The sequence below is a fragment of the Nitrosopumilus sp. S6 genome (assembly GCF_054515815.1).
The window spans coordinates 1-19,770 of sequence record NZ_JBTNRI010000006.1; the positions used below are offsets into that span (position 1 = coordinate 1).

The 19,770-nt window shown below is 33.3% G+C and carries 26 protein-coding genes; 12 read left to right on the forward strand and 14 right to left on the reverse strand.

Annotated elements, in window-relative coordinates:
- Positions 1–42: 42 nt before the first annotated feature.
- Positions 43–444 carry a YybH family protein gene (locus ACX12B_RS05420; protein ID WP_459353026.1) on the reverse strand — a complete coding sequence of 134 codons (402 nt, stop codon included), beginning with the start codon at positions 442–444 and terminating at the stop codon, positions 43–45.
- Between the two features lie 224 nt (positions 445–668).
- On the opposite strand from ACX12B_RS05420, the gene ilvB reads away from it, so the two are divergent.
- Genes ilvB through ACX12B_RS05435 form a run of 3 tightly spaced genes read left to right on the forward strand, consistent with a single transcriptional unit; the run spans position 669 to position 4,372 of the window.
- Positions 669–2,366: a biosynthetic-type acetolactate synthase large subunit gene (ilvB, locus tag ACX12B_RS05425; protein ID WP_459353027.1), complete on the forward strand. Its 1,698-nt coding sequence runs from the start codon at positions 669–671 to the stop codon at positions 2,364–2,366.
- 9 nt (positions 2,367–2,375) lie between these two features.
- On the forward strand, positions 2,376–2,861 hold the full coding sequence (gene ilvN / locus ACX12B_RS05430) for an acetolactate synthase small subunit (protein ID WP_459353028.1): 486 nt from the start codon (positions 2,376–2,378) through the stop codon (positions 2,859–2,861).
- Entirely contained in the window at positions 2,858–4,372 is a 1,515-nt protein-coding gene (locus ACX12B_RS05435) for a 2-isopropylmalate synthase (RefSeq protein WP_459353029.1), read from the forward strand. The genes ilvN and ACX12B_RS05435 overlap by 4 nt, the downstream gene beginning before the upstream one ends.
- A gap of 25 nt (positions 4,373–4,397) precedes the next feature.
- On the opposite strand, the gene ACX12B_RS05440 is transcribed toward ACX12B_RS05435, so the two are convergent.
- Positions 4,398–4,730, reverse strand: coding sequence for a P-II family nitrogen regulator (locus tag ACX12B_RS05440; protein WP_459353030.1), 333 nt, complete (start codon positions 4,728–4,730; stop codon positions 4,398–4,400).
- A 78-nt stretch (positions 4,731–4,808) separates the two neighbouring features.
- Here ACX12B_RS05440 and ACX12B_RS05445 point away from each other — a divergent pair, with 78 nt between their 5' ends.
- A complete protein-coding gene (locus tag ACX12B_RS05445) occupies positions 4,809–5,822 on the forward strand; it encodes an isocitrate/isopropylmalate dehydrogenase family protein (RefSeq protein WP_459353031.1) in 1,014 nt (337 codons plus the stop codon).
- Between the two features lie 129 nt (positions 5,823–5,951).
- Positions 5,952–6,260, forward strand: coding sequence for a hypothetical protein (locus ACX12B_RS05450; protein WP_459353032.1), 309 nt, complete (start codon positions 5,952–5,954; stop codon positions 6,258–6,260).
- Between the two features lie 3 nt (positions 6,261–6,263).
- Here ACX12B_RS05450 and ACX12B_RS05455 read toward each other — a convergent pair whose 3' ends face one another.
- Entirely contained in the window at positions 6,264–6,542 is a 279-nt protein-coding gene (locus ACX12B_RS05455; protein ID WP_459353033.1) for a hypothetical protein, read from the reverse strand.
- 163 nt (positions 6,543–6,705) lie between these two features.
- On the opposite strand from ACX12B_RS05455, the gene ACX12B_RS05460 reads away from it, so the two are divergent.
- Positions 6,706–6,837 carry a hypothetical protein gene (locus tag ACX12B_RS05460; protein ID WP_459353034.1) on the forward strand — a complete coding sequence of 44 codons (132 nt, stop codon included), beginning with the start codon at positions 6,706–6,708 and terminating at the stop codon, positions 6,835–6,837.
- A gap of 1 nt (position 6,838) precedes the next feature.
- Here ACX12B_RS05460 and ACX12B_RS05465 read toward each other — a convergent pair whose 3' ends face one another.
- From ACX12B_RS05465 to ACX12B_RS05475, 3 genes are read right to left on the reverse strand one after another with little or no spacing between them, the layout of a single operon-like run.
- Complete coding sequence (locus tag ACX12B_RS05465; protein ID WP_459353035.1) at positions 6,839–7,084, reverse strand: hypothetical protein; 246 nt, start codon at positions 7,082–7,084, stop codon at positions 6,839–6,841.
- A 39-nt stretch (positions 7,085–7,123) separates the two neighbouring features.
- Positions 7,124–8,410, reverse strand: a complete 1,287-nt coding sequence (aspS, locus tag ACX12B_RS05470; RefSeq protein WP_459353036.1) for an aspartate--tRNA(Asn) ligase — start codon at positions 8,408–8,410, stop codon at positions 7,124–7,126.
- Positions 8,410–8,928 (reverse strand): transcription elongation factor NusA, encoded by a 519-nt coding sequence (locus ACX12B_RS05475; RefSeq protein ID WP_459353037.1) that lies wholly within the window; start codon positions 8,926–8,928, stop codon positions 8,410–8,412. Before ACX12B_RS05475 ends, aspS begins: the two co-directional genes overlap by 1 nt.
- 80 nt (positions 8,929–9,008) lie before the next feature.
- On the opposite strand from ACX12B_RS05475, the gene ACX12B_RS05480 reads away from it, so the two are divergent.
- Positions 9,009–9,944: an ABC transporter ATP-binding protein gene (locus tag ACX12B_RS05480; protein WP_459353038.1), complete on the forward strand. Its 936-nt coding sequence runs from the start codon at positions 9,009–9,011 to the stop codon at positions 9,942–9,944.
- A gap of 1 nt (position 9,945) precedes the next feature.
- On the opposite strand, the gene ACX12B_RS05485 is transcribed toward ACX12B_RS05480, so the two are convergent.
- Positions 9,946–10,239 carry a hypothetical protein gene (locus tag ACX12B_RS05485; RefSeq protein WP_459353039.1) on the reverse strand — a complete coding sequence of 98 codons (294 nt, stop codon included), beginning with the start codon at positions 10,237–10,239 and terminating at the stop codon, positions 9,946–9,948.
- Between the two features lie 129 nt (positions 10,240–10,368).
- A complete protein-coding gene (locus ACX12B_RS05490) occupies positions 10,369–10,743 on the reverse strand; it encodes a hypothetical protein (RefSeq protein ID WP_459353040.1) in 375 nt (124 codons plus the stop codon).
- Positions 10,744–10,833: 90 nt separating this feature from the next.
- Here ACX12B_RS05490 and ACX12B_RS05495 point away from each other — a divergent pair, with 90 nt between their 5' ends.
- On the forward strand, positions 10,834–11,466 hold the full coding sequence (locus ACX12B_RS05495) for a VTT domain-containing protein (protein ID WP_459353041.1): 633 nt from the start codon (positions 10,834–10,836) through the stop codon (positions 11,464–11,466).
- On the opposite strand, the gene ACX12B_RS05500 is transcribed toward ACX12B_RS05495, so the two are convergent.
- The 5 genes from ACX12B_RS05500 to ACX12B_RS05520 form a co-directional block, all read right to left on the reverse strand.
- On the reverse strand, positions 11,463–12,020 hold the full coding sequence (locus tag ACX12B_RS05500; RefSeq protein ID WP_459353042.1) for a DNA-3-methyladenine glycosylase: 558 nt from the start codon (positions 12,018–12,020) through the stop codon (positions 11,463–11,465). The genes ACX12B_RS05495 and ACX12B_RS05500 overlap by 4 nt on opposite strands.
- Positions 12,004–12,594: a uracil-DNA glycosylase gene (locus ACX12B_RS05505; protein WP_459353043.1), complete on the reverse strand. Its 591-nt coding sequence runs from the start codon at positions 12,592–12,594 to the stop codon at positions 12,004–12,006. The genes ACX12B_RS05500 and ACX12B_RS05505 overlap by 17 nt, the downstream gene beginning before the upstream one ends.
- Positions 12,595–14,016, reverse strand: a complete 1,422-nt coding sequence (locus ACX12B_RS05510) for a TldD/PmbA family protein (RefSeq protein ID WP_459353044.1) — start codon at positions 14,014–14,016, stop codon at positions 12,595–12,597. It abuts the gene before it with no gap.
- A gap of 40 nt (positions 14,017–14,056) precedes the next feature.
- Entirely contained in the window at positions 14,057–14,194 is a 138-nt protein-coding gene (locus tag ACX12B_RS05515) for a hypothetical protein (RefSeq protein WP_459353045.1), read from the reverse strand.
- Between the two features lie 68 nt (positions 14,195–14,262).
- Positions 14,263–16,152 carry a sensor histidine kinase gene (locus ACX12B_RS05520; protein ID WP_459353046.1) on the reverse strand — a complete coding sequence of 630 codons (1,890 nt, stop codon included), beginning with the start codon at positions 16,150–16,152 and terminating at the stop codon, positions 14,263–14,265.
- A gap of 63 nt (positions 16,153–16,215) precedes the next feature.
- Between ACX12B_RS05520 and ACX12B_RS05525 the strand changes: the two genes are divergently transcribed.
- From ACX12B_RS05525 to ACX12B_RS05535, 3 genes are read left to right on the forward strand one after another with little or no spacing between them, the layout of a single operon-like run.
- Positions 16,216–16,569 (forward strand): phosphorelay protein, encoded by a 354-nt coding sequence (locus tag ACX12B_RS05525; RefSeq protein WP_459353047.1) that lies wholly within the window; start codon positions 16,216–16,218, stop codon positions 16,567–16,569.
- A gap of 39 nt (positions 16,570–16,608) precedes the next feature.
- Positions 16,609–16,977: a response regulator gene (locus ACX12B_RS05530; protein WP_459353048.1), complete on the forward strand. Its 369-nt coding sequence runs from the start codon at positions 16,609–16,611 to the stop codon at positions 16,975–16,977.
- A 30-nt stretch (positions 16,978–17,007) separates the two neighbouring features.
- Complete coding sequence (locus tag ACX12B_RS05535; RefSeq protein ID WP_459353049.1) at positions 17,008–18,825, forward strand: ATPase, T2SS/T4P/T4SS family; 1,818 nt, start codon at positions 17,008–17,010, stop codon at positions 18,823–18,825.
- Here the strand turns inward: ACX12B_RS05535 and ACX12B_RS05540 are convergent.
- Complete coding sequence (locus ACX12B_RS05540; RefSeq protein ID WP_459353050.1) at positions 18,812–19,276, reverse strand: metal-dependent transcriptional regulator; 465 nt, start codon at positions 19,274–19,276, stop codon at positions 18,812–18,814. The two genes, ACX12B_RS05535 and ACX12B_RS05540, sit on opposite strands and share 14 nt — an antisense overlap.
- Positions 19,277–19,410: 134 nt before the next feature.
- Between ACX12B_RS05540 and ACX12B_RS05545 the strand changes: the two genes are divergently transcribed.
- The gene (locus tag ACX12B_RS05545) at positions 19,411–19,767 is read left to right on the forward strand and encodes a hypothetical protein (RefSeq protein ID WP_459353051.1); all 357 of its coding nucleotides are present in this window, start codon (positions 19,411–19,413) and stop codon (positions 19,765–19,767) included.
- Positions 19,768–19,770: the final 3 nt, after the last annotated feature.

Consider the following 19,770-nt stretch of genomic DNA (forward strand, 5'->3'; position numbering starts at 1 on the left):
ACCCTAATCAAAACAAACCTCAACCAAAAAAGAACTAATTCATCAATTAATCTTTGATAGATGAATGTGGGCAATTTTCCATGTTGGCTGCTTTACTAAAACAAAAGTAGCTCTTCCTTGGATTTCCATATGTTCTCCAGTGAATGCTTTGTTGTCTACTAGCATTCCTTTTTGATTTAATTCCATTGCAACAACTGCCGAATCTCCAAAAATACTGATTTTTGGATTTTTTATTTCATAACTATAATCTGAAATACTAACAAATCTTAATTCTTCTAACTCTATGGTATTTTGGTAATCTTTTAGATCATATGGTGGTAAATCACTAAAACTGGAAAATTTGGGGTCGTTAAGATGAATGTCTTTTAGAACTGATGTATCTTTTGTGATTCCTGCATGAAATAATGCTTCAATTATTTTGATTATCTCCTCATTATCTGACAAAACTGTATTTCCGATATGAAAATATTCAGTTTAAGTCTTCTGCACAAATTAGGACAAAATCCTGATTATTCTTTAGACAATCTTTATTAATTATAGATTGATTGATTTTTTGATTTCAATGAGCACAAGATTAACTATGATATTTGGCAAAGAATTGCTAGTTGTCCTAACACTGTAAAGTGTGTTCAAAATTTTAACACATTAAAATTATGGAGAGAAATTTGATGAATAATATGGAAAAGATGATTGGTGCAAAGGCTTTGATGACGGCAATGGAGAAAGAAGGCGTCAAGGAAGTATTTGGTTTACCGGGTGGTGCAAATCTTCCGATGTATGATGAATTTGCTAGATGTAATATTAGACACATTTTGGCAAGACACGAGCAATCTGCAGCACATATGGCTGATGGATTTGGACGAGTAAGCAGAAAACCTGGAGTCTGTTTTGCAACATCTGGACCTGGAGCAACCAATATTCTAACAGGTATTGCAACAGCACAAGCTGACTCTGCACCAATGGTGGCAGTTACTGGGCAAGTTCCTACTCCGATGATTGGTAAAGATGCATTTCAAGAAAGCGATATTATTGGAATGGCTAACCCTGTTGTGAAATATGCATTTCAACCAAGACATGCTTCAGAAATACCTGAAGCTGTAAAGAAAGGATTTTTCATTGCAGAAACTGGAAGACCCGGACCTGTTTTAATTGACATTCCAAAAGATGTACAACAAAACGAAGCTGAAATGGTTTTTCCCGATGAATTTAAAATTCAAGGTTATCATCCTTGGACTGATCCTGATATTGTTGCAATAGAAAAAGCCATTGATATGTTACTTCATTCTCAAAAACCTGTAATCTTAGCTGGTGGTGGTACAATCATTTCATCAGCTTTTGCTGAATTACAAGCTATTGCTGAAGCATTAATGCTTCCTGTAGTAACTACTTTCAAAGGCAAAGGTGCATTTCCTGAAAACCATCCTTTGTCATTAGGTCCTATTGGAATGCATGGTCATGCAGAAGCAAACAAAATCATGACTGAGGCTGATTGTGTTTTAGCAATAGGAACTAGATTCTCTGATAGGTCTGTTGGAACTTTTGAAGAGTTTGAAAGAAATCTAAAGATTATTCACATGGATGTTGATCCTGCTGAGATTGGTAAAAACCAAACAGCACAACTTGCAGTAGTCGGAGATGTCCAGATGAATCTTAGAATTATGGTAAAATTACTTTTGCAAAAAGCAATTAAAAAAACTGAGGAAACTCCATGGGTAAAACATGTAAAGGAAACTAAAGCCTATTGGCAAGAAAATTTGAAACTTCATCCAGGTGAAATGGGTGCAGCAAAAATTTTACGTAAACTTCGAGAGATATTACCTAAAGAATCAATCATCACCACTGAAGTAGGACAACACCAAATGTGGGCATCATTGTTTTATGATGTGATTCAACCTGGAACCTTCTTTAGTTCTACAGGACTTGGTACTATGGGTTGGGGATTCCCAGCTGCAATTGGTGCCAAAGTAGCAAAACCTGATGTTCCTGTTGTAGATATTGCCGGTGATGGAAGCTTTGCAATGACTGAAAATTCCCTTGCAACTGCAGTGTTAGAAGACATTCCAGTAATTGTATTTGTATTAAACAACTTTACATTGGGAATGGTAGCTCAATGGCAAAGAACGTTCTATGAAAGAAGAATGATTGGTGTGGACCAAGGACATTGTCCTGATTATGTTAAATTAGCACAATCTTATGGAGCACAAGGAATACGTGCACAATCAATGGATGAACTTGATAAAGCAATCAGAGATGCATTGAGCAGTGATGTTGCAACAGTAATTGACATTCCAATTGATCCTGAAGAAGATGTATTGCCATTTGTTGCACCTGGAACTTCGCTTAAGGATATGATTTTACCATCATAGTGATTCATCATGTGGGCAATTCTTTCTATATTAGTTGAAAACAAACCTGGAATCTTATTCAAAGTAACACACCTATTTCGTGCAAGAGATTTCAATATTGATAGTATTTCTGTAGGTGTGACTGAAAATCCTGAATATTCCAAAATGACCATTACTACCGTTGGTGATGAAAAACAGATAGACCAGATTGTAAAGCAACTTGATAAAATGATTGATACTGTCAAAGTAGAGCGTTTAGATGAGCACAAAACCGTCTATAGAGAACTTAGTATTTTTAAGATTAAACTACGTAATGCTAATGATAGTATGGAGGTAAACAAATTGGCTAATGCATATGGTGGTAAAGTACATGATGTCAAAAAGGAATCTATCATGGTAGAATTAACTGCAACTCCTGATCAAATCAAAGCATTTGAAGAATTAGCAAAACCCTTTGGAATAATTGATGTTGCAAGAACTGGAGTTGCCGCCTTACAAAGGAGTGGTGCTGAATGAAAATTAGAATATTTGATACAACATTAAGAGATGGAGAACAAACAATTGGTGTATCGTTATCACCCGAACAAAAATTAGCAATTGCAAAAAAACTCGATGAATTAGGAGTAGATGCAATCGAAGCTGGATTTCCAGTGATCTCTGATGGTGAATTAAAAGCAGTAAAGATGATCACTTCTGAAGGATTATCTTGTGAGATTGCAGGATTAACAAGAACAATCAAAAAAGATATTGATGCTGCAGTTGATGCTGGATTAAATTATATTCATACATTCATTGCAACTTCTGATATTCATTTGGAACATAAACTCCAAATGACAAGAGAACAAGCACTTGAAAAAGCAATTGAAGCAGTAGAGTATGGCAAGTCTCGTGGTCTTCAAGTAGAATTTTCTGCTGAAGATGCTTCAAGAACAGATAGAGAGTTTTTGAAAAAAGTATTTGGTGAAGTTGCAAAAGCAGGTGCTGATAGAGTAAACATTCCTGATACTGTTGGATATTCTACTCCTGAATATATGGCACAAATCACAAAGGATACAATTGAAGCTACAAAACTTCCAGTTAGTGTTCACTGCCATAATGATTTTGGATTAGCTGTTGCAAACTCTTTGGCTGGAATTCATGCAGGAGCTACATGTGCTCATGTAACTATTAATGGAATTGGTGAAAGAGCCGGTAATGCCTCATTAGAAGAACTTTCTATGGCACTCAAATGTTTGCCTCATGAACAAAAGTATGAGACTAACATCAAATCTGAATTAATCTATGATGTATCTAGATTCATCTCAAAGACTGTAGGAATAATTGTTCAACCAAACAAGGCTATTGTTGGTGCAAATGCATTTGGCCATGAATCAGGAATACATACTCATGGTGTGTTGAACAATCCTCTTACCTATGAACCAATTAGCCCAGAACTTGTTGGCAGAAAAAGATGGCTTCAAGTTGGAAAACATGCTGGTGTACATGGGATGAATGCAATGTTGGCTGAATATGGTGTAAAACCAAGTGAAGAACAATCAAAACAAATCTTAGATAAAGTCAAAATAATTGGTGATCAAGGAAAACAACTCACCGATGTAGAGTTGTTATCTATTGCTAGTGATGTAATGGGTGAGAAGGATCTTAAAAGAATTGTACAATTAACTGGATTTTCAGTATCTACTGGAATTGGAACAATGCCATATGCATTTGTAAAATTAAATGTAGATGGTGAAGATCATGTTGGAACTGATTATGGTGTTGGCCCTGTTGATGCTGCATTAAACGCTATTCAAAAAGTTACTGGAAAACTTTCTGAAATCAGAATCAAAGATTACGGATTAGCATCTATTTCTGGAGGTTCTGGTGCTCTATGTGAGGTTACAGTAAAAGTGGAAGATGCATTGGGAAACAAAGTTTCCGCAAAATCTGTAGGTGAAGATATTGTTACTACGTCTGTCAAAGCAGTTATTGATGCTATTAACAGAATAATGCTCAAAAAATTACTTCAAGAAAAACAGATTAGCTAACTATCTATTTACAAAATTCATTCTGTTAATGAAGAGCTTTCTCTCCTGCTTCTGCAGTTCTGATTTTTACTAGTCTGCCTATGTCGTATGAAAATACTATTCCATCTCCTTTTTCACCTGATTTACCTGCATCTTGAATTGTCTCAATTATTTTATCTTCATCTTTGTCTGCACATAAAATCTCAATTTTCAATTTTGGAATATAATCACTAGTTCGATTCTTTACTCCTGCATGTGCTTTATGAATTCCCGTGATTTGTACTTGATAAATTGAAAACGTTGGAATTCCTATTTCTAAAAGTTTTTCTTGTATGTCATGAATCTTTATTGCTCTGACTACTGCTTCAATTTTTTTCAAATTCTTACTATGCTACTATGATTTTATATTTATATCATCTTTCCAATCATTTAAAATTCCCACCTGTGATTGTCAGTTATGTACAAAATCTCATTAATTACTGGTGATGGAATTGGGCCTGAATTATCTGAATCTGCAATTTCTGTATTAACTGCCATCAATGACAAACTTGATTTGAAATTTGATATAACAAAATTATCTGCAGGCGATAAGGCATTAGAACAAACAGGAAAAGCACTCCCTGATGAGACAGTTGATGCAATAAAACAATCTGATGCCTGCATGAAGGCCCCTGTTGGAGAAAGTGCTGCTGATGTAATTGTTGTTTTAAGAAGAATTCTTGATCTTTATGCAAATATTCGACCTGCAAAATCATATCCGCACATGCCTGCATTACGTGATGACATTGATATGGTTATAGTCAGAGAGAACACTGAAGATCTTTACACTGGCAAAGAATTTAGTTTAGGTGATTCTGCAGTTGCTTTGAGAATAATCTCTGAATATGCATCAAAGAGAATTGCAAAATATGCATTTGAAACTGCAAAACAACGTGACTCTATGCGCAAAGTAACATGTGTGCACAAGTCAAATGTAATGAGAGTTACAGATGGCTTGTTTGCAAAAACCTGTACTGAAGTCTCAAAAGATTATCCTGATATCACATTTGAACAAATGTATGTTGATGCATGTGCCATGAACTTAATTCGTCAACCTGAACAATTTGATGTCATTGTTACCACAAATCTTTTTGGTGATATTTTGTCTGATGAATCTTCTCAAGTTGTAGGTGGATTGGGAATGGCTCCAGCTGCAAATATCGGTGATAACTTTGCATTATTTGAACCCGTCCATGGCGCTGCATTTGATATTGCAGGACAAAATATTGCAAACCCTTCATCATTCTTACTTTCAATCAAAATGATGCTTGACTGGCTTGGAACAAAACATAATGATTCAAAATGTTTTGAAGTTGGCCAGAAATTAGAATCTACAATATTTGATTTAGTAAAAACTGGAATCAAAACCAAAGATATTGGTGGAGACAAAACAACATCTGAATTTACATCTGAGATAACAAAAAATCTTTAATTCTAATTTTTGAAACATATTTTTCCAAAACTGAATTTTTTGATGTTTCTTTAAATTTAGCGTTTTTTCAAATCTCTGCGTATTTTTTACTAATCCTTTATTATTAAGATGTTTTTTATTGTAAGAATCATGGGATTGGAAAATTATGATGAAGAAGGTCTACTTAAAGTCATAAAAACATTTGAATTATCTGAAAAAATTACAAAACTTACTTGGAATTGGGATAATTATTCTGATTCAGTTATGCAAGCACATGAACTAATTAGTCAGGGTCAAAAACTTTTTGTTGAAATTTCTGAATATGAGGCCCGACTTGGTTCTCATCTTAGTACATATCAGAAAAATAAAATTAATGAAGCCGTAGAAAATTTAGGAAAACTTATTCCTTATCTGAAAAATAAAATCAAACCTTCTGAAATTTTGGAAAAAACTGATTAATCATTAGATCTTCAGTCTTTTCTTTACATCTGATTTTGGTGGATTCAATGACCAAAAAAACATGGCCAAACATACTGGAATCAAAATTAGAACTGCTGCAATAACTGAGATCACATAAAATCCTCCTTCTAATCCTGGCATAAATGGTCCTGGAAAAACTGCATAAAACCACAAAAATCCAATAAAGATGAAAACAAGTCTGTTTTTTCTAACAAGTTGTCTTACAGTTAATTTTCTTTTATGGATGTAACATTTCTTACAACGTGTTCTATCATCTACCATACTATATCAGTGTACAAATGTGATTTCTGTGGTTCAAATTTTGGAGATAGAGTTTGTTACTTTTGTGAGAAAAATTGTTGTACATCTAGATCCATTTCTTTGAATTTATCTCTTTTTTTAAAAATTCCCAATTTTTATTAATCAGATTTTTTACGATTCATTAATGGTAAAATGTTGTATTTGTAAACTTGTTGAAGGACCTCTTAAAATTAAGGAAGGTAATCCAAAATACAAAGGAAAACCTATCTGTAAAGAATGCCAGGGTTATAGGAAACTATTGTTAGAAACAAAATAATCTATTCTGATTTTGGCTTGTTTTTTTCTGCCCAATCTTCATACATTTTGATTAATTCATCAACGTCTTTTCCATCTTCAGAATAAGTCACAATCACTCCAAAATTTCCTTTTTTATCATGACCTCTGGCAAAATATCCCCAAAAAGAATCTGGAAGTTTTTGAAAACTACTTGAATCATGTGAGACTCCAATCAAATTATTTCCAATTACTTCAACGACTTTTTTTGCATCTTCTTGTTCTATCATGTCTTGCTGATTGTTCTATTAGAATAAAAATCTGAATCTCTATGGTCTGAGTCTATCAGGATCCCTAGGATACAATACCACTTCTCTAACATTGTCTATTCCAATTAATGTGGTCATTAATCTGTCAAGACCCATCCCCCAACCTGAATGTGGAGGCATTCCCCAATCAAATGTCTTGAGGTGGTCTGTAAATTGTGTAGGATCTAATCCTTGTTCTTTGAGTCTTTCTTTGAGCATATCTGGATTATGTAGTCTGGTTCCTCCTGATGATAATTCCAAATATCCAAATTGCAAGTCAAATGAACGAGATAACGTAGTGTCCTCGTCTTTTTCTCTAATGTAAAATGGTTTTAGTTTCATTGGCCAGTCCATCAAGAAGAAAAATCCTGGATGATTCTTACCGATTATTCTTAAATGAGCATCCATCAAATCATCTCCAAATTCTACTTTTTCACCTTCTTTTTGTAATTCTTCAATACATTGATTGTATGTAATTCTCTCAAATGGTGATGCAGGTATCTCTATAGTGTGTCCAATTGATTCTTGCTCTTTTTTACAGTTTTCTGCAGTAAATTTGTACACGTTCATCACTAGTGATTCTAATACATCCATGACATCTGTGTAATCCATGAATGCTGCTTCAATGTCAATACTGGTAAATTCAGTTAGGTGTCGTCCTGTGTGGGAATTCTCTGCTCTGTAAAAGTTTGAAATCTCAAACACTCGTTCTAGTCCTAATGTCATTTGCTCTTTGTATAGTTGTGGGCTTTGAGCTAAATATGCTGTCTCTCCAAAATAATCTAATGAAAATAAATCTGCTCCTCCTTCACTAGCACTGCCAATAATTTTTGGTGTAGTGATCTCTAAGAATTTTTTTTCTGCTAATGTTTGACGTAGGGATTGTAATACGTGGTGTCTTAATTTGAAAATGGATGCTGTTTTTTGATTTCTCATATCTAATGCTCTATGATTAAGCCTTGTGTCGATGTTGCTTTCCACTCTTCCAATAGGATCAACTGGTAATGGATGAACTGCTTTTCCTAACACATCGATTTCTTCTGCTTTGATTTCAAATGCAAAATCTCTTGCTTTTGTTTCTTGTACTATTCCTTTTACACTTACGACACTTTGTCGATTAATCTCTCCAAGATTATCATTTAATTCCCCTTTTACAATAACTTGAGAAATTCCAGACACATCACGTAATGTGATAAATGACATTTTTCCTAACTTTCTTAAATCCTCAATCCAACCGCCTAAGACAACTTGTTTTCCAATTAATTCAGATGTAAGTTCTGAAATGTCATGAGTTTTTACAAAGACCATTACTTTCTACCTTTATCCTCAAATTCTATCTCAATGTCAAGGTTTCGGGCATTCTTCACAATCTCAACTACTTTTTCTGTATCGATTGGGAATTTAGGTGTCCATTTGCCTGATACAACTGCTTTTGTCTTTTGAACTCCTCCAGGAGCCCAAACTGAATTAATTGAAAGAATTTTTGTTGGAAAGAACAAATCTTCGATGAATCTCTTATCTGTCTCATCTGCTTCAACCAGCCAAATTTTGCCTTTGAATTGGTCTTGGAGTATTCGGTATAGTGTCCTGCTTTGCCTAATAATCATAATGTCATTTTTTGCCAAAGACAAAACAAAATTACCTTGAAATTCTTTACATGAGTATAATGTGAAATTTTCAATTTCATTATTTGATTTTGCAACTTTAGCTAGAATTATTGCTGCATCAACATCTGCTTGTGTTAATTCTCCTGATTCAACTTTGCCTTCACATTGGGGGCATAGTACTGCATTTTTTGCGTCAAACCCACATATTGGTAATTTCATTTGAATCGATTTTTCATTCTGACAAAGTTGTTTATATCCCTTAGTGCAAAACAGAAATTCTAGTTTGAATATGAAAAATTATGCGATTTCTATCTGTTAATGGATTAACGTCTAGATATGATTCTTCACAAGGTCCTGTCTATGCAGTAGATGATGTCGATTTTTCATTAAATGATGGAGAATCAATAGGGATTGCAGGTGAAAGTGCATGTGGAAAAAGTACTCTGGGATTGTCTATTATTCGCATGCTTTCAGGAGGGAAAACTCAAGGTGAGATTATCTTTAATGATGAATCTATTTTGGATATTAGTGAAACTGAATTTAATGAAAAATTTAGGTGGAAAAAAATATCCATGGTCTTTCAAGGTGCAATGAATTCTCTTGATCCTGTTTTTACTATTAACGAGCAATTTCTTGAAATCTTAAAACAGCATAACTATGAAGGTAATTCAAAACAGTTAATCTCTGATGCAATGAATTCTGTAAATCTTGATGATGCCGTTTTGAAAAAATATCCTCATGAACTTAGTGGTGGAATGAAACAAAGAGTTGTAATTGCTATGGCTTTACTCTTAAAACCAAAATTTGTAATTGCTGATGAACCTACTACTGCACTTGATGTTCTAATTCAGGCTCAAATAATCAATCTATTAAAATCTCTAAAAAAAGCAGGTATGTCTTTTATGCTAATTACCCATGATTTGGCAGTTCTATCTGAGATTGCTGATAAAGTTGGCATAATGTATGGTGGACAAATGATTGAATTTGGTTCTTCAGAAGAAATTTACAAAAATCCAAAACATCCGTATACCCAAGGACTTTTAGAATCAATTCCAACTTTGAAAGGAAACAAACCAAAATACATCAAAGGAATTCCTCCAAGCTTACTTGATGCTCCAACACAATGTCGATTTATTGATAGGTGTCCTTTGGTTGTTGAAAAATGTAAACAACTTCCACCTAAATTTAAAACTGAAACTGGATATGTTCGCTGTTGGTTATATGAAGACAAATAATTTATTTTGTTTTTAGATATTCTTCATCAATTTTTTTTAAATAGATTTCTTGAATCTGTGTAATTTCTCTTTGTGTAGTATTTTTACAAATCATTTTGGCATATTTTATTAAATCTGGATTGTCTTGTGTTTTTTCAAACTCTTCTATTTTCTGAAATGATTCTTGTTCAAATTTCATAACTTCTCTTAGTTCCTTACCAATTTCTTCTGCATTCATTTTTTCATATTCTTTAGAGTTTGATTTTCTAAAACTAATCTCATCAATTAGTTTTTGAATCTCATCAGGTGCATCCATGATATTTCATATTTCAAGTAATAAAAAAAGTTAATTTTGATTTTCTTTTTTATGCTCTAAAACATGTTTTAACCCATCTGTCATGCTAAGCGAATCTAAATCAATTTCACAATATGGGCATTTCAATTTCTAAGAATATTTTTTTACAATCGGTAGACAAGAATCAATAATTCTGAGTACTTCTGATCTGATTACTTTTTTATCAATTGATATCCACACCCTTTCTTTTTTGATTGCAAATGATATAGTTTGGACTTTTTTTCGCTCCTCCCATACAAATTCAATTTCTCCTAGATTTTTATCAAAAAATCCTTCCAAGTCTGTCTTTATGGCAATATGTGAGAATTGGTATTGGGTATTCTTTTCATTCAATAATGGGACTAAATCTGGACGTCTTTTGTATACCTGTAGTTCTCCACTTTCTCCTATTACTCCTACAAATCTAATGTAAGGACTAATTCCTGCTATCATTTCACAAATTTTCTCATAATCTTTTTTTGCCATTTACTGGAGTTGATAAAATATGATATTTTAATGATTGTCACACATCTTCTTCTAGTTTTAATTAAATAATACATGAAAACAGTTTGAACAGTGGATTTTGTTGATCTTTTTCCATTCGCTCCTGAAATAGGATATCTTAGTTTGGCACTTGTCAACTTTTTTGGTTCTCTTGTCCCCTTTGTTCCTTTACCTGGATTTTTGTTGTTAGCTACAATGGCTGTGGGTGATCAATTTGATCTACATGTGTTAGCAATATTATCTGCAGTTACTGCAACTGTGGCAAAACAGATAATTTTCTATGTCAGTTATGGTGGCCGAAAAATGATTAATGAAAAAACTCGAAAAAGAATGAGACCTTTTGAAAGACTAGTAAAACGATATGGCGCAGGTGCTGCATTCTTTGCTGCTGCAACTCCCATTCCTGATGATTTAGTTTATGTCCCATTAGGACTTGCAAAATATAATCCAAAACGATTCTTTATTGCAACTCTAACTGGAAAATTTGTTCTAAGTTATACTATTGTCTTTGTTTCTCATTATCTTGGATTGTCTTTGGTTGAACCGTTCCTTGAAAACATTGATGATGCTACTCCTGTTTACATTGGAATTATTATTTTTGGAGCCATGATGACTTCGGTTGTAGTTTTACTTTTACGATTAGATTGGCAAAGAATTCTTGGTAAATTTGCTCCTTGGACTTTGGATGAAAATAACAAAGACTAGATGTTTATTTTAAAATTCCACAACTTGTCTGTTGCTTCTTTTATTCCTATTCTAGGCGATGATACAATCTTTTTTACTTTAATCCCTTCTGTTATGTATAATTTTGAATCTTTTGTCAAATCTACCCCGTAATGCTCTTTTGTGATTTCTAATGCTTGAGTTAGTTTTGCAGGTCCGTTTGTAAGATTTTTCAAATCTTTTTTGTTTCTATTTTCTTGCATCTTCTTTATTCCTTTTTCTGGTTCAATTGCTCGAATTAGAACTGCTCCTGCTGTAACTTTTGGATTCCTAGCTACTACATTAAAACAATAATACATTCCGTATGTAAAATAAACATAAGCCATTCCTACATCTCCAAACATTGCTTTGTTTCTATCCGTGATTTTTCTATATGCATGACTTGCAGGATCGTCTTTGTGTCTGTAAGCTTCAGTCTCTGTTATTATTCCAGAAATCTCGCTTCTTCCTATTTTCCTGATAATTTTTTTACCTAACAGATTTTTTGCAACAGTTACTGTATCTTGAAGATAAAATTTTCTAGGAAGTGTATTCAATATCTATCACAACAGCTTTATTGTTTTTTAATTCATTGATTAAATCAAAAAGTTTTACAATGTCTTCGTTTAATGTTGAGATTAACTCTTGATTGTATATTGTTGCCGCAGGATGAATTGTCAAAAAATACAATTGCTTGTCTTTTCGCACTAATTTCCCTCTAAATTTTGTAATTTCTGAACCTCCTAGCACTGAATTAAATGCAGTATTTCCTAAAATGCAAATAATTTTTGGTTTTATTATTGAAATTTCTTTTTTTAGATATTCTTTACACGTGTCTCTTTCTTTTGTGCTTGGTACTCTGTTATTTGGGGGTCTGCATTTTACAACATTAGTAATGTACACATCTTCTCTAGAAATTCCTGCCCCTTCAAGTGCTGCAGAGAGCTTTTTTCCTGCTACTCCTACAAATGGCTCTCCATTCTTGTCTTCATTTCTTCCAGGGGCTTCTCCTACAAACATTACATCTGATTGAGAATTACCTTTTCCTGGAACAGAATTTGTTCTGGTTTTGCACAAATCACAGTTTGTACATTTGATTACATTTTGTTTTACTATTTCTAACTGATTCATCTAGTTCACACTCTTTACTGTTGCAACCCCTCTAATCGAAGGTCCACCGTTTCCCATAATCATTGATTGCATTGGATCACCTTTTCCACAATTTGTAATTGGTCTAACTGTAAAGTCGTTTCCACATGCATCAATTGATTCAAAAAATTCTGGTGCTGTTCCCATAACAATTACATCTCTGAGTAAATCTGTTACTTCTCCATTCTCAATTTTTTGTGCATATTGACATGATATACTCCAATTGTATCTTTTCATGTCAATTGATGGGATTTTCATATTGGAAATCAAATATCCATTTTTTACATCTTTTATCATCTCATTCACATTTTGATCTCCATTTCCAATACATGTGCATGCCATTCTAATCAATGGCATAAAACGAAAATTTGTTGCTCGCATATTTCCTGTAGGTGGTTCCTTGAAAATTTGTCCTGTCTCTCTATTCTGCATATGATTTTTCAAAACCCCTTTTTCCACTAGAGTAGTTTTTTTTGTTTGAACCCCTTCATCATCAAAAAAATACCATCCTAAACTTTCTTTAATCGTAGGATCATCAAAGACGTTTAGATGTTCGGAGCCAATTTTTTCTCCAATTTTCCCTTTCCACCATGCTCCTCCTGCCCATGCCATCTCTTTTCCTAAAACCCTATCTGCTTCTGATGGATGACCTAAAATTTCATGCGTAAGTAATGCTACAAAATCAGGATTCATAATCACAGTTGCTTTTTCTTCTTTTGCAGGTTTTGCTGATAATAACTCTGATGCTTTTTTAGCAATTTCTTGTGCACTGTTTTGTGTTTTGTTATTTCTTGTTATTTGCTCCATTCCTCCTCTTCCTCCTTCTGTAATGTTTACTGATTGTGTCAATCCTGATTCATGTGCAGTAGCAATCATATCAATTACTACGTCTGAAAAATTTTGTAAAATCTTAGAACCTTCACTGTTTGTAAAATATTTTGAATTATTTGCATACCATGGATTTACAATTGACTTAATAATTTTTGGTGTATCTGAAATAATTTTATTACATTCTGTTCCAATCTTGATTAACTTTTCTAAATTTGGTTTTTCTAGTATTGGGTAGTCTATCTTTTTCTTTACTGTAACACTTGGATATAGATTTAATTTTTCTTTTTTATTTTTTGCATAATGAATGGAATTTTTAATCGCTTCATCAATTGCGTTTTTAATTTCTTCTTTTGATTTTGGATTTGTAATTGAACAAAAACTCCATGTTCCATCTTTAACTAGTCTGATTCCTATTCCTGTATCATTAATTGATCTGACGTGCTCTGTTTCTCCATTTTCAATTAATACTGATTTCCTTTCTTGTTCTTCAGCCCTTGCATCGCAATATTGTACTCTTGCATCAACTGCATATTTTATAGCGTAATCTGCCAATTCTTGTAATTGGTCATCCATATGCTATGAAACTTGGAGGTATTCCTAAATCTTCTGGTTCTTAATTATTTGAAATAGCTGGCATGGTAAAGTAATACTCATCTTCAAACTCATAGTCTTTTTTTCCTACTTTGCGCAAGAATTCAAAGTACTGTGTACAGTTTTTGTAAAATTCTCTGTTTTTTTCGTACTCGTCCATGCTGTATGTTGCTAAATTGACATTTTTTGAAGAGAGTGAGTGATTTTAGTTCTCAGAGCTTGTTTTCTTTAAGTAGTTCCTATTGGACTTCTTGGTTGTTCTCCAGAATCTTGTTTTGGAAGAGTTAATGAAAACGTGGCTCCTTGATTTTGACTACTTTTTACTGAAATTTTTCCACCATGATTATCCACAATTCCTTTACAAATTGCAAGACCTAAACCACTTCCTCCCGTTTCTCTTGTTAAAGTGGCATCCACTTGATAGAATTTCTTGAATAGTTCTCCTTGTTTGTCAACTGGAATGCCGATTCCGTTATCTGAAACATTAATTTTAATTTCTGTTGGGAATTCTTCCATTGTAATATCAATTTTACCTGTATTTGGTGCTACTGCTGTTAGACTGTTTTTGATTAGATTTGACATGACTTGTTTTATTCTGTCAGGATCATGACTTATTTCTAAATCTCTAATGTTTGCAGTCAATTCAATGTTGTTCTTTGCTGCCTCTGGCAATAATGAATTTACTGAACTAGATATTGTTTCATTGATGTTTCTCATTTCTTTTTTCATTCTTAATTGACCTAATTCTAATTTTTGTGCATCAAGTAAATCTGAAATAATTGCTAACAGTGCTTCAGAACTGTTTTTGATAATTGAAATTCTTTCTTTTTGTTTAGCAGTTAGCTTTCCTAAATGTTCACTAAGCAAAATATCTGCATACCCTTGAATTGGAACTAGAGGGGTTTTCAATTCATGTGTAATCATTGCAAGAAATTCATCTTTTGCAATGTCTGTTTGTTTAGCTTCTTCTTCTTTTTCTTTAATTGTATTTGACATTATGTTGAAGTTACTAACTAGTTCTCCTACCTCGTCTGCACCTACATATTCTATCTTTTCTCCATACACTCCTTCTTTGACTTTGGAAATTGCTCGTGTAATTGACTCCAGTGGTGACAATGACTGTTTAATCACAAATACCACTATTGCAAAAATTGCTATGTTCATTGCTAATAATCCTTGAACAATAACTTCGCCTGATGAACTTTCAGATACTAATCTGTCATTCCATGTTTCAATAACTTCATCAACATGTTCAAACAAAATTAATTTTTGTTCATTCATCTCATTTTTAGCTACATTAAACTCTGGAGATAAAAGTGCCCTTTCTTCAAGTATTTGAATTCGGATTTGAATAGATTCCCACAATGGCTCTAATTGTCGTAATGAACTTGCATTTTCTCTAGGGATTTGTTCCAAATCTTCGTGAGTTTTTCCTATACTCTCTACGTCTATTCCTATTGTTGAAATTCCTAATAGTTTTCTAATTCCAGTTTCAAATTCTAACCTTTTTTCTTTTATGATTTCTTGTGAATTTCCTTCTTCTCCAATTGAAATCAACAAAGTCTGTTGACCTATAATTCTAGCACACTCTGCTAATTCTTGTGCAATTTGTTTGTGTCTATTATAATTTCTGTCTAGTGGGTCTAGTTCGTTGACAAATTTGTCTGTAAGTAAAACTAGATCTTGATTCTTTTGCAGTACATAGTTAACTGCATTTGTAGCTTCTTGATCAAACACTGAGGTTGTTTTCACATTTTCTGCTTTGAACTTGTAATTTTCCCATTCTGTTATGATGTCATTAAAAGTTGTACTAATTCCTGAATAAGGTTTGGCAACTTTTACACCATCTAACTCTCCACCACTTTGTATTTTGTTTAATATTAAATCCACATTTGCTATTTCATTATCTAAATTTTCTTTATCTTCCAAATTTCCATTTGCAACTGATATTGCATATCCTGAAATCGATTCAGCTTTTACTTTAACGTCTGATAATTCTATAATTGAATGTGATTCATCAAATTGTCCTGCCCCTTCTTGATATAACAAGAACAAGTTAATTCCAGCTACTGCCACCACCACCGATATCAAAAGATATGTCTTAGTGACTATTTTCATATGAAATTGGCCTCTAGCATATAGTATAAAAGTAATGGTCAGATTTTAGCTGTTGTTATTGTAATGTCTGATGAGTTTATCAAACTAGCAACTAAAGAAATTAATGAAGAAATTTTAGGCATAGAAAATATTCTAAACTCTTGTTCTGATGATGCTAAAGTCTTTCAAAATTCTGATCAACTTCAAAAACATACTCACAAAATCAAAGGGCTAGCCCCAATGATGGGTAAAGGGCCAATGGGTAGTTTGGCAACTGTTCTTGATGATATTTTAAAGCAAACCATGGCTGGAAAAACACCTCAAGGATTATTTGATGTCATGACTGCTTCTCATGAAAAATTGGTACAAAATATGAATAATAATTCTGATTTAGAGCCTGCAATTGAGAGAGCGAAAAGCCTACTATCAGGCATGTGATTATGAATATTTTTTATATGTAGAGATTTTTACTTTCATATGGCAAAAATAATGATAGCTGATGATTCTGATGCTATCCGGTTAGTTCTAAAAGATATTTTATCCATTGGTGAACATGAAATAGTTGCTGAAGCTGTTGATGGGGCAGAAGCAGTTGATTTTTACAAACAACACCGTCCTGAGATTCTTTTACTTGATTTGGCTATGCCAAAAAAAGATGGATTAGACGTGGTAAAAGAAGTAATTGAATATGATTCAAATGCAAAAATAATTTTAATCACTGCAAGTGATGATCAAAAAATTATAAATGAATGTTTGAATTGTGGTGCTACCTCTTACATTTCAAAACCTTTTGATTTTAACAGCGTTCTAAAATCAATCACTGATATCTCAGGAAACGATAATTAGGACACATTATAATTATAATTTGTAAGAAATTTGTCAAAAATTGTAGCTGATACTAGCGTTATAATTAATGGTCAATTAGTATCTCAAATAGAAAAAGGGTCTGTGAGAAATTCACAAATCATTATTCCTCAAGCTGTTTTAGATGAATTACAATCTCAAGCATCAAACAAAAAAGAACAAGGATTTGTAGGACTGGAAAAAATTCGTAAACTAAAAGATCTTTCTGGTAGTTTTGGTTTAGAAGTAATTCTGAAAGGTTCTCATCTATCTTCTGATGAAATTAAACTTGCAGGGGGTGGAAGAATTGATGCACTAATTGCTGATATGGCAAAACAAAATGATGCTACACTTTACACATCTGATCATGTACAGGATTTAGTTGCACAAGCAGAAGGTATTCCAACTGTATTTCTAAAAACAGAAATCACAAAAGAAACTTTGGAATTTCTAAAATTCTTTGATGCTGAAACTATGAGCGTTCATCTAAAAGAAAATCAATTCCCCCTTGCTAAACGAGGAAAACCTGGTGCATTTTCACTCACAAAAGTCAATGATGATCTCCTTACACGAGACTATCTGGAGATGATTTCTTCTCAAATTCTAGATGTTGTAAACGCAAATGATTCTAGTTCTATTGAGATATCTAAAACTGGGGCTTCTGTAGTTCAGTATGATGATTACAGAATTGCAATTACTCATCCTCCTTTCTCTGAATCATTTGAAATAACAATTGTTCATCCTATCATACAACTGTCTCTTGAGGATTATGATATCTCTGAAAAATTAATGGAGCGATTCTCTGATAGGGCAGAAGGAATTGTAATCTCTGGTGCTCCTGGTTCTGGAAAAAGTACTTTGGCATCAGGATTGGCAAATTTTTATCACAACAAAGGAAAGATTGTAAAAACATTTGAATCTCCACGTGATTTGCAAGTTGATCCTGGTATTACCCAATACAGTAAACTTGATGGTAGTTTTGATAATACTGCTGATATCTTACTTCTTGTACGTCCTGATTACACAGTATTTGATGAAGTGAGACGACGTGAAGACTTTAGAACATTTGCTGATTTGAGATTAACAGGAGTTGGAATGGTTGGTGTAGTTCATGCAAATTCCCCTTTAGATGCAATTCAAAGATTTATTGGAAAAATTGAGCTTGGAATAATTCCAAATGTTTTAGATACTGTAGTATTTGTCAAAGATGGGCAAATTGGAAAAGTCTATGACTTGGAGTTAAAGGTCAAGGTGCCTTCTGGAATGACTGAATCTGATCTTGCTAGACCTGTTATTGAAATTAGAGATTTTGCTGATAACACACTAGAGCATGAAATCTACACATTTGGTGAAGAAAACGTGATAGTTCCTGTGGGGAAAAAGACCAAAGTGGGCATAGAAAAACTAGCTGAAGACAAAATTCGTGAGACCTTTAAAAAATATGATCCAAGGGCTCAGGTTGAAATTCTTTCTGATAATAGAGTCAAGGTAATGGTTGATGAGCAATACATTCCATCTATTATTGGTAGAGGAGGCTCTAACATTAATGAAATTGAAAAATTATTACAGATACATGTTGATGTAGTCAAAAAAGACTCTGAGCATTATAATTTAGATTCTAATGATTTGCCATTTACTTTTTCAGAATCAAAGGTTGCCTTGATTCTTACTGTGAGCAAAGAATACACTGCAATGCATGCTGATGTTTATGTTGATGATGAATACATCACATCAATTCGAATTGGTAAAAAAGGACAAATCAAAATTCCAAAACGATCTGATGTTGCAAGAAATTTAATGAAACTTGCGTCATCTCAAAATGACATTAAATTATTTCTCAAAGATTTTTAAAATTTTCAATAATCTTTGGATTTGCTTTTAGAAATGTAATGAATTTTCTTAATTGTTTAATTGTCTTTGGATTAAGATGATGTTCTATTCCCTCTGCATCTTGATTTGCAGTATCGTACCCAATTCCTAGAATCTCAAAAAATTCTAATAGTATTCCATGCTTTTGTCTTATCCCCTCAGCTATGTCTGTGCCTTTTTTTGTTAAATTGATGCCACGATATTTTTCATATTCCAGATATCCTCCTTCATCTAATCTTTGAAGCATTTTGGTAACACTTGGTGCGCTGACATTCATGTGCCTTGAAATATCCAGAGTAGTTGCATATCCTTTCAACTCTACTAGTTCTGAAATAATTTCCAAATAATCCTCCATTCTGGTACTAGAACGGGCCCTTTCTGATTGATGGGCTGCTTTGATGGAATCTAATCTCTTGGAATTTTTATCTTTCATGTAATCTTTGTATCTAAATTTTATCTACTATAATTGAGTGTCTTTTCGCAGATTTTTAGTTACTCTTTGTTGACTCAGAAGTAACCGTTGTTGATCTTTGAATCTTAACTATTTTTTCCTACATTCAATATAGGATGACAGACCCCCTAAAGGAACGACTAGAAAAACTCCGTAAAATCTCTGAATCTGCAAAACGAAGAGCAAATTTGTATTCAGATGTTGCAAAAATGGATGATAAACACACTGCTCGTTCATTGGGTGCGCTTCAAAAAGCACCTGCTCCTGGAAAAAAACTCCAAAAAATAGGCTTTTTGATGTTGTGGATACCAGAACCTACCGGCGTTACATGTGCCGTTGGCGGTCCTATGATAGTTGCCGGTAGATACTTGGAAAAAAAATACAATAGCGCAACAATTCATGATATTGGCCATCAGACAAAAAACACATTCTCATCAATTAGTGATTTTAAAACATCTGTGATGAATTCCTAGATT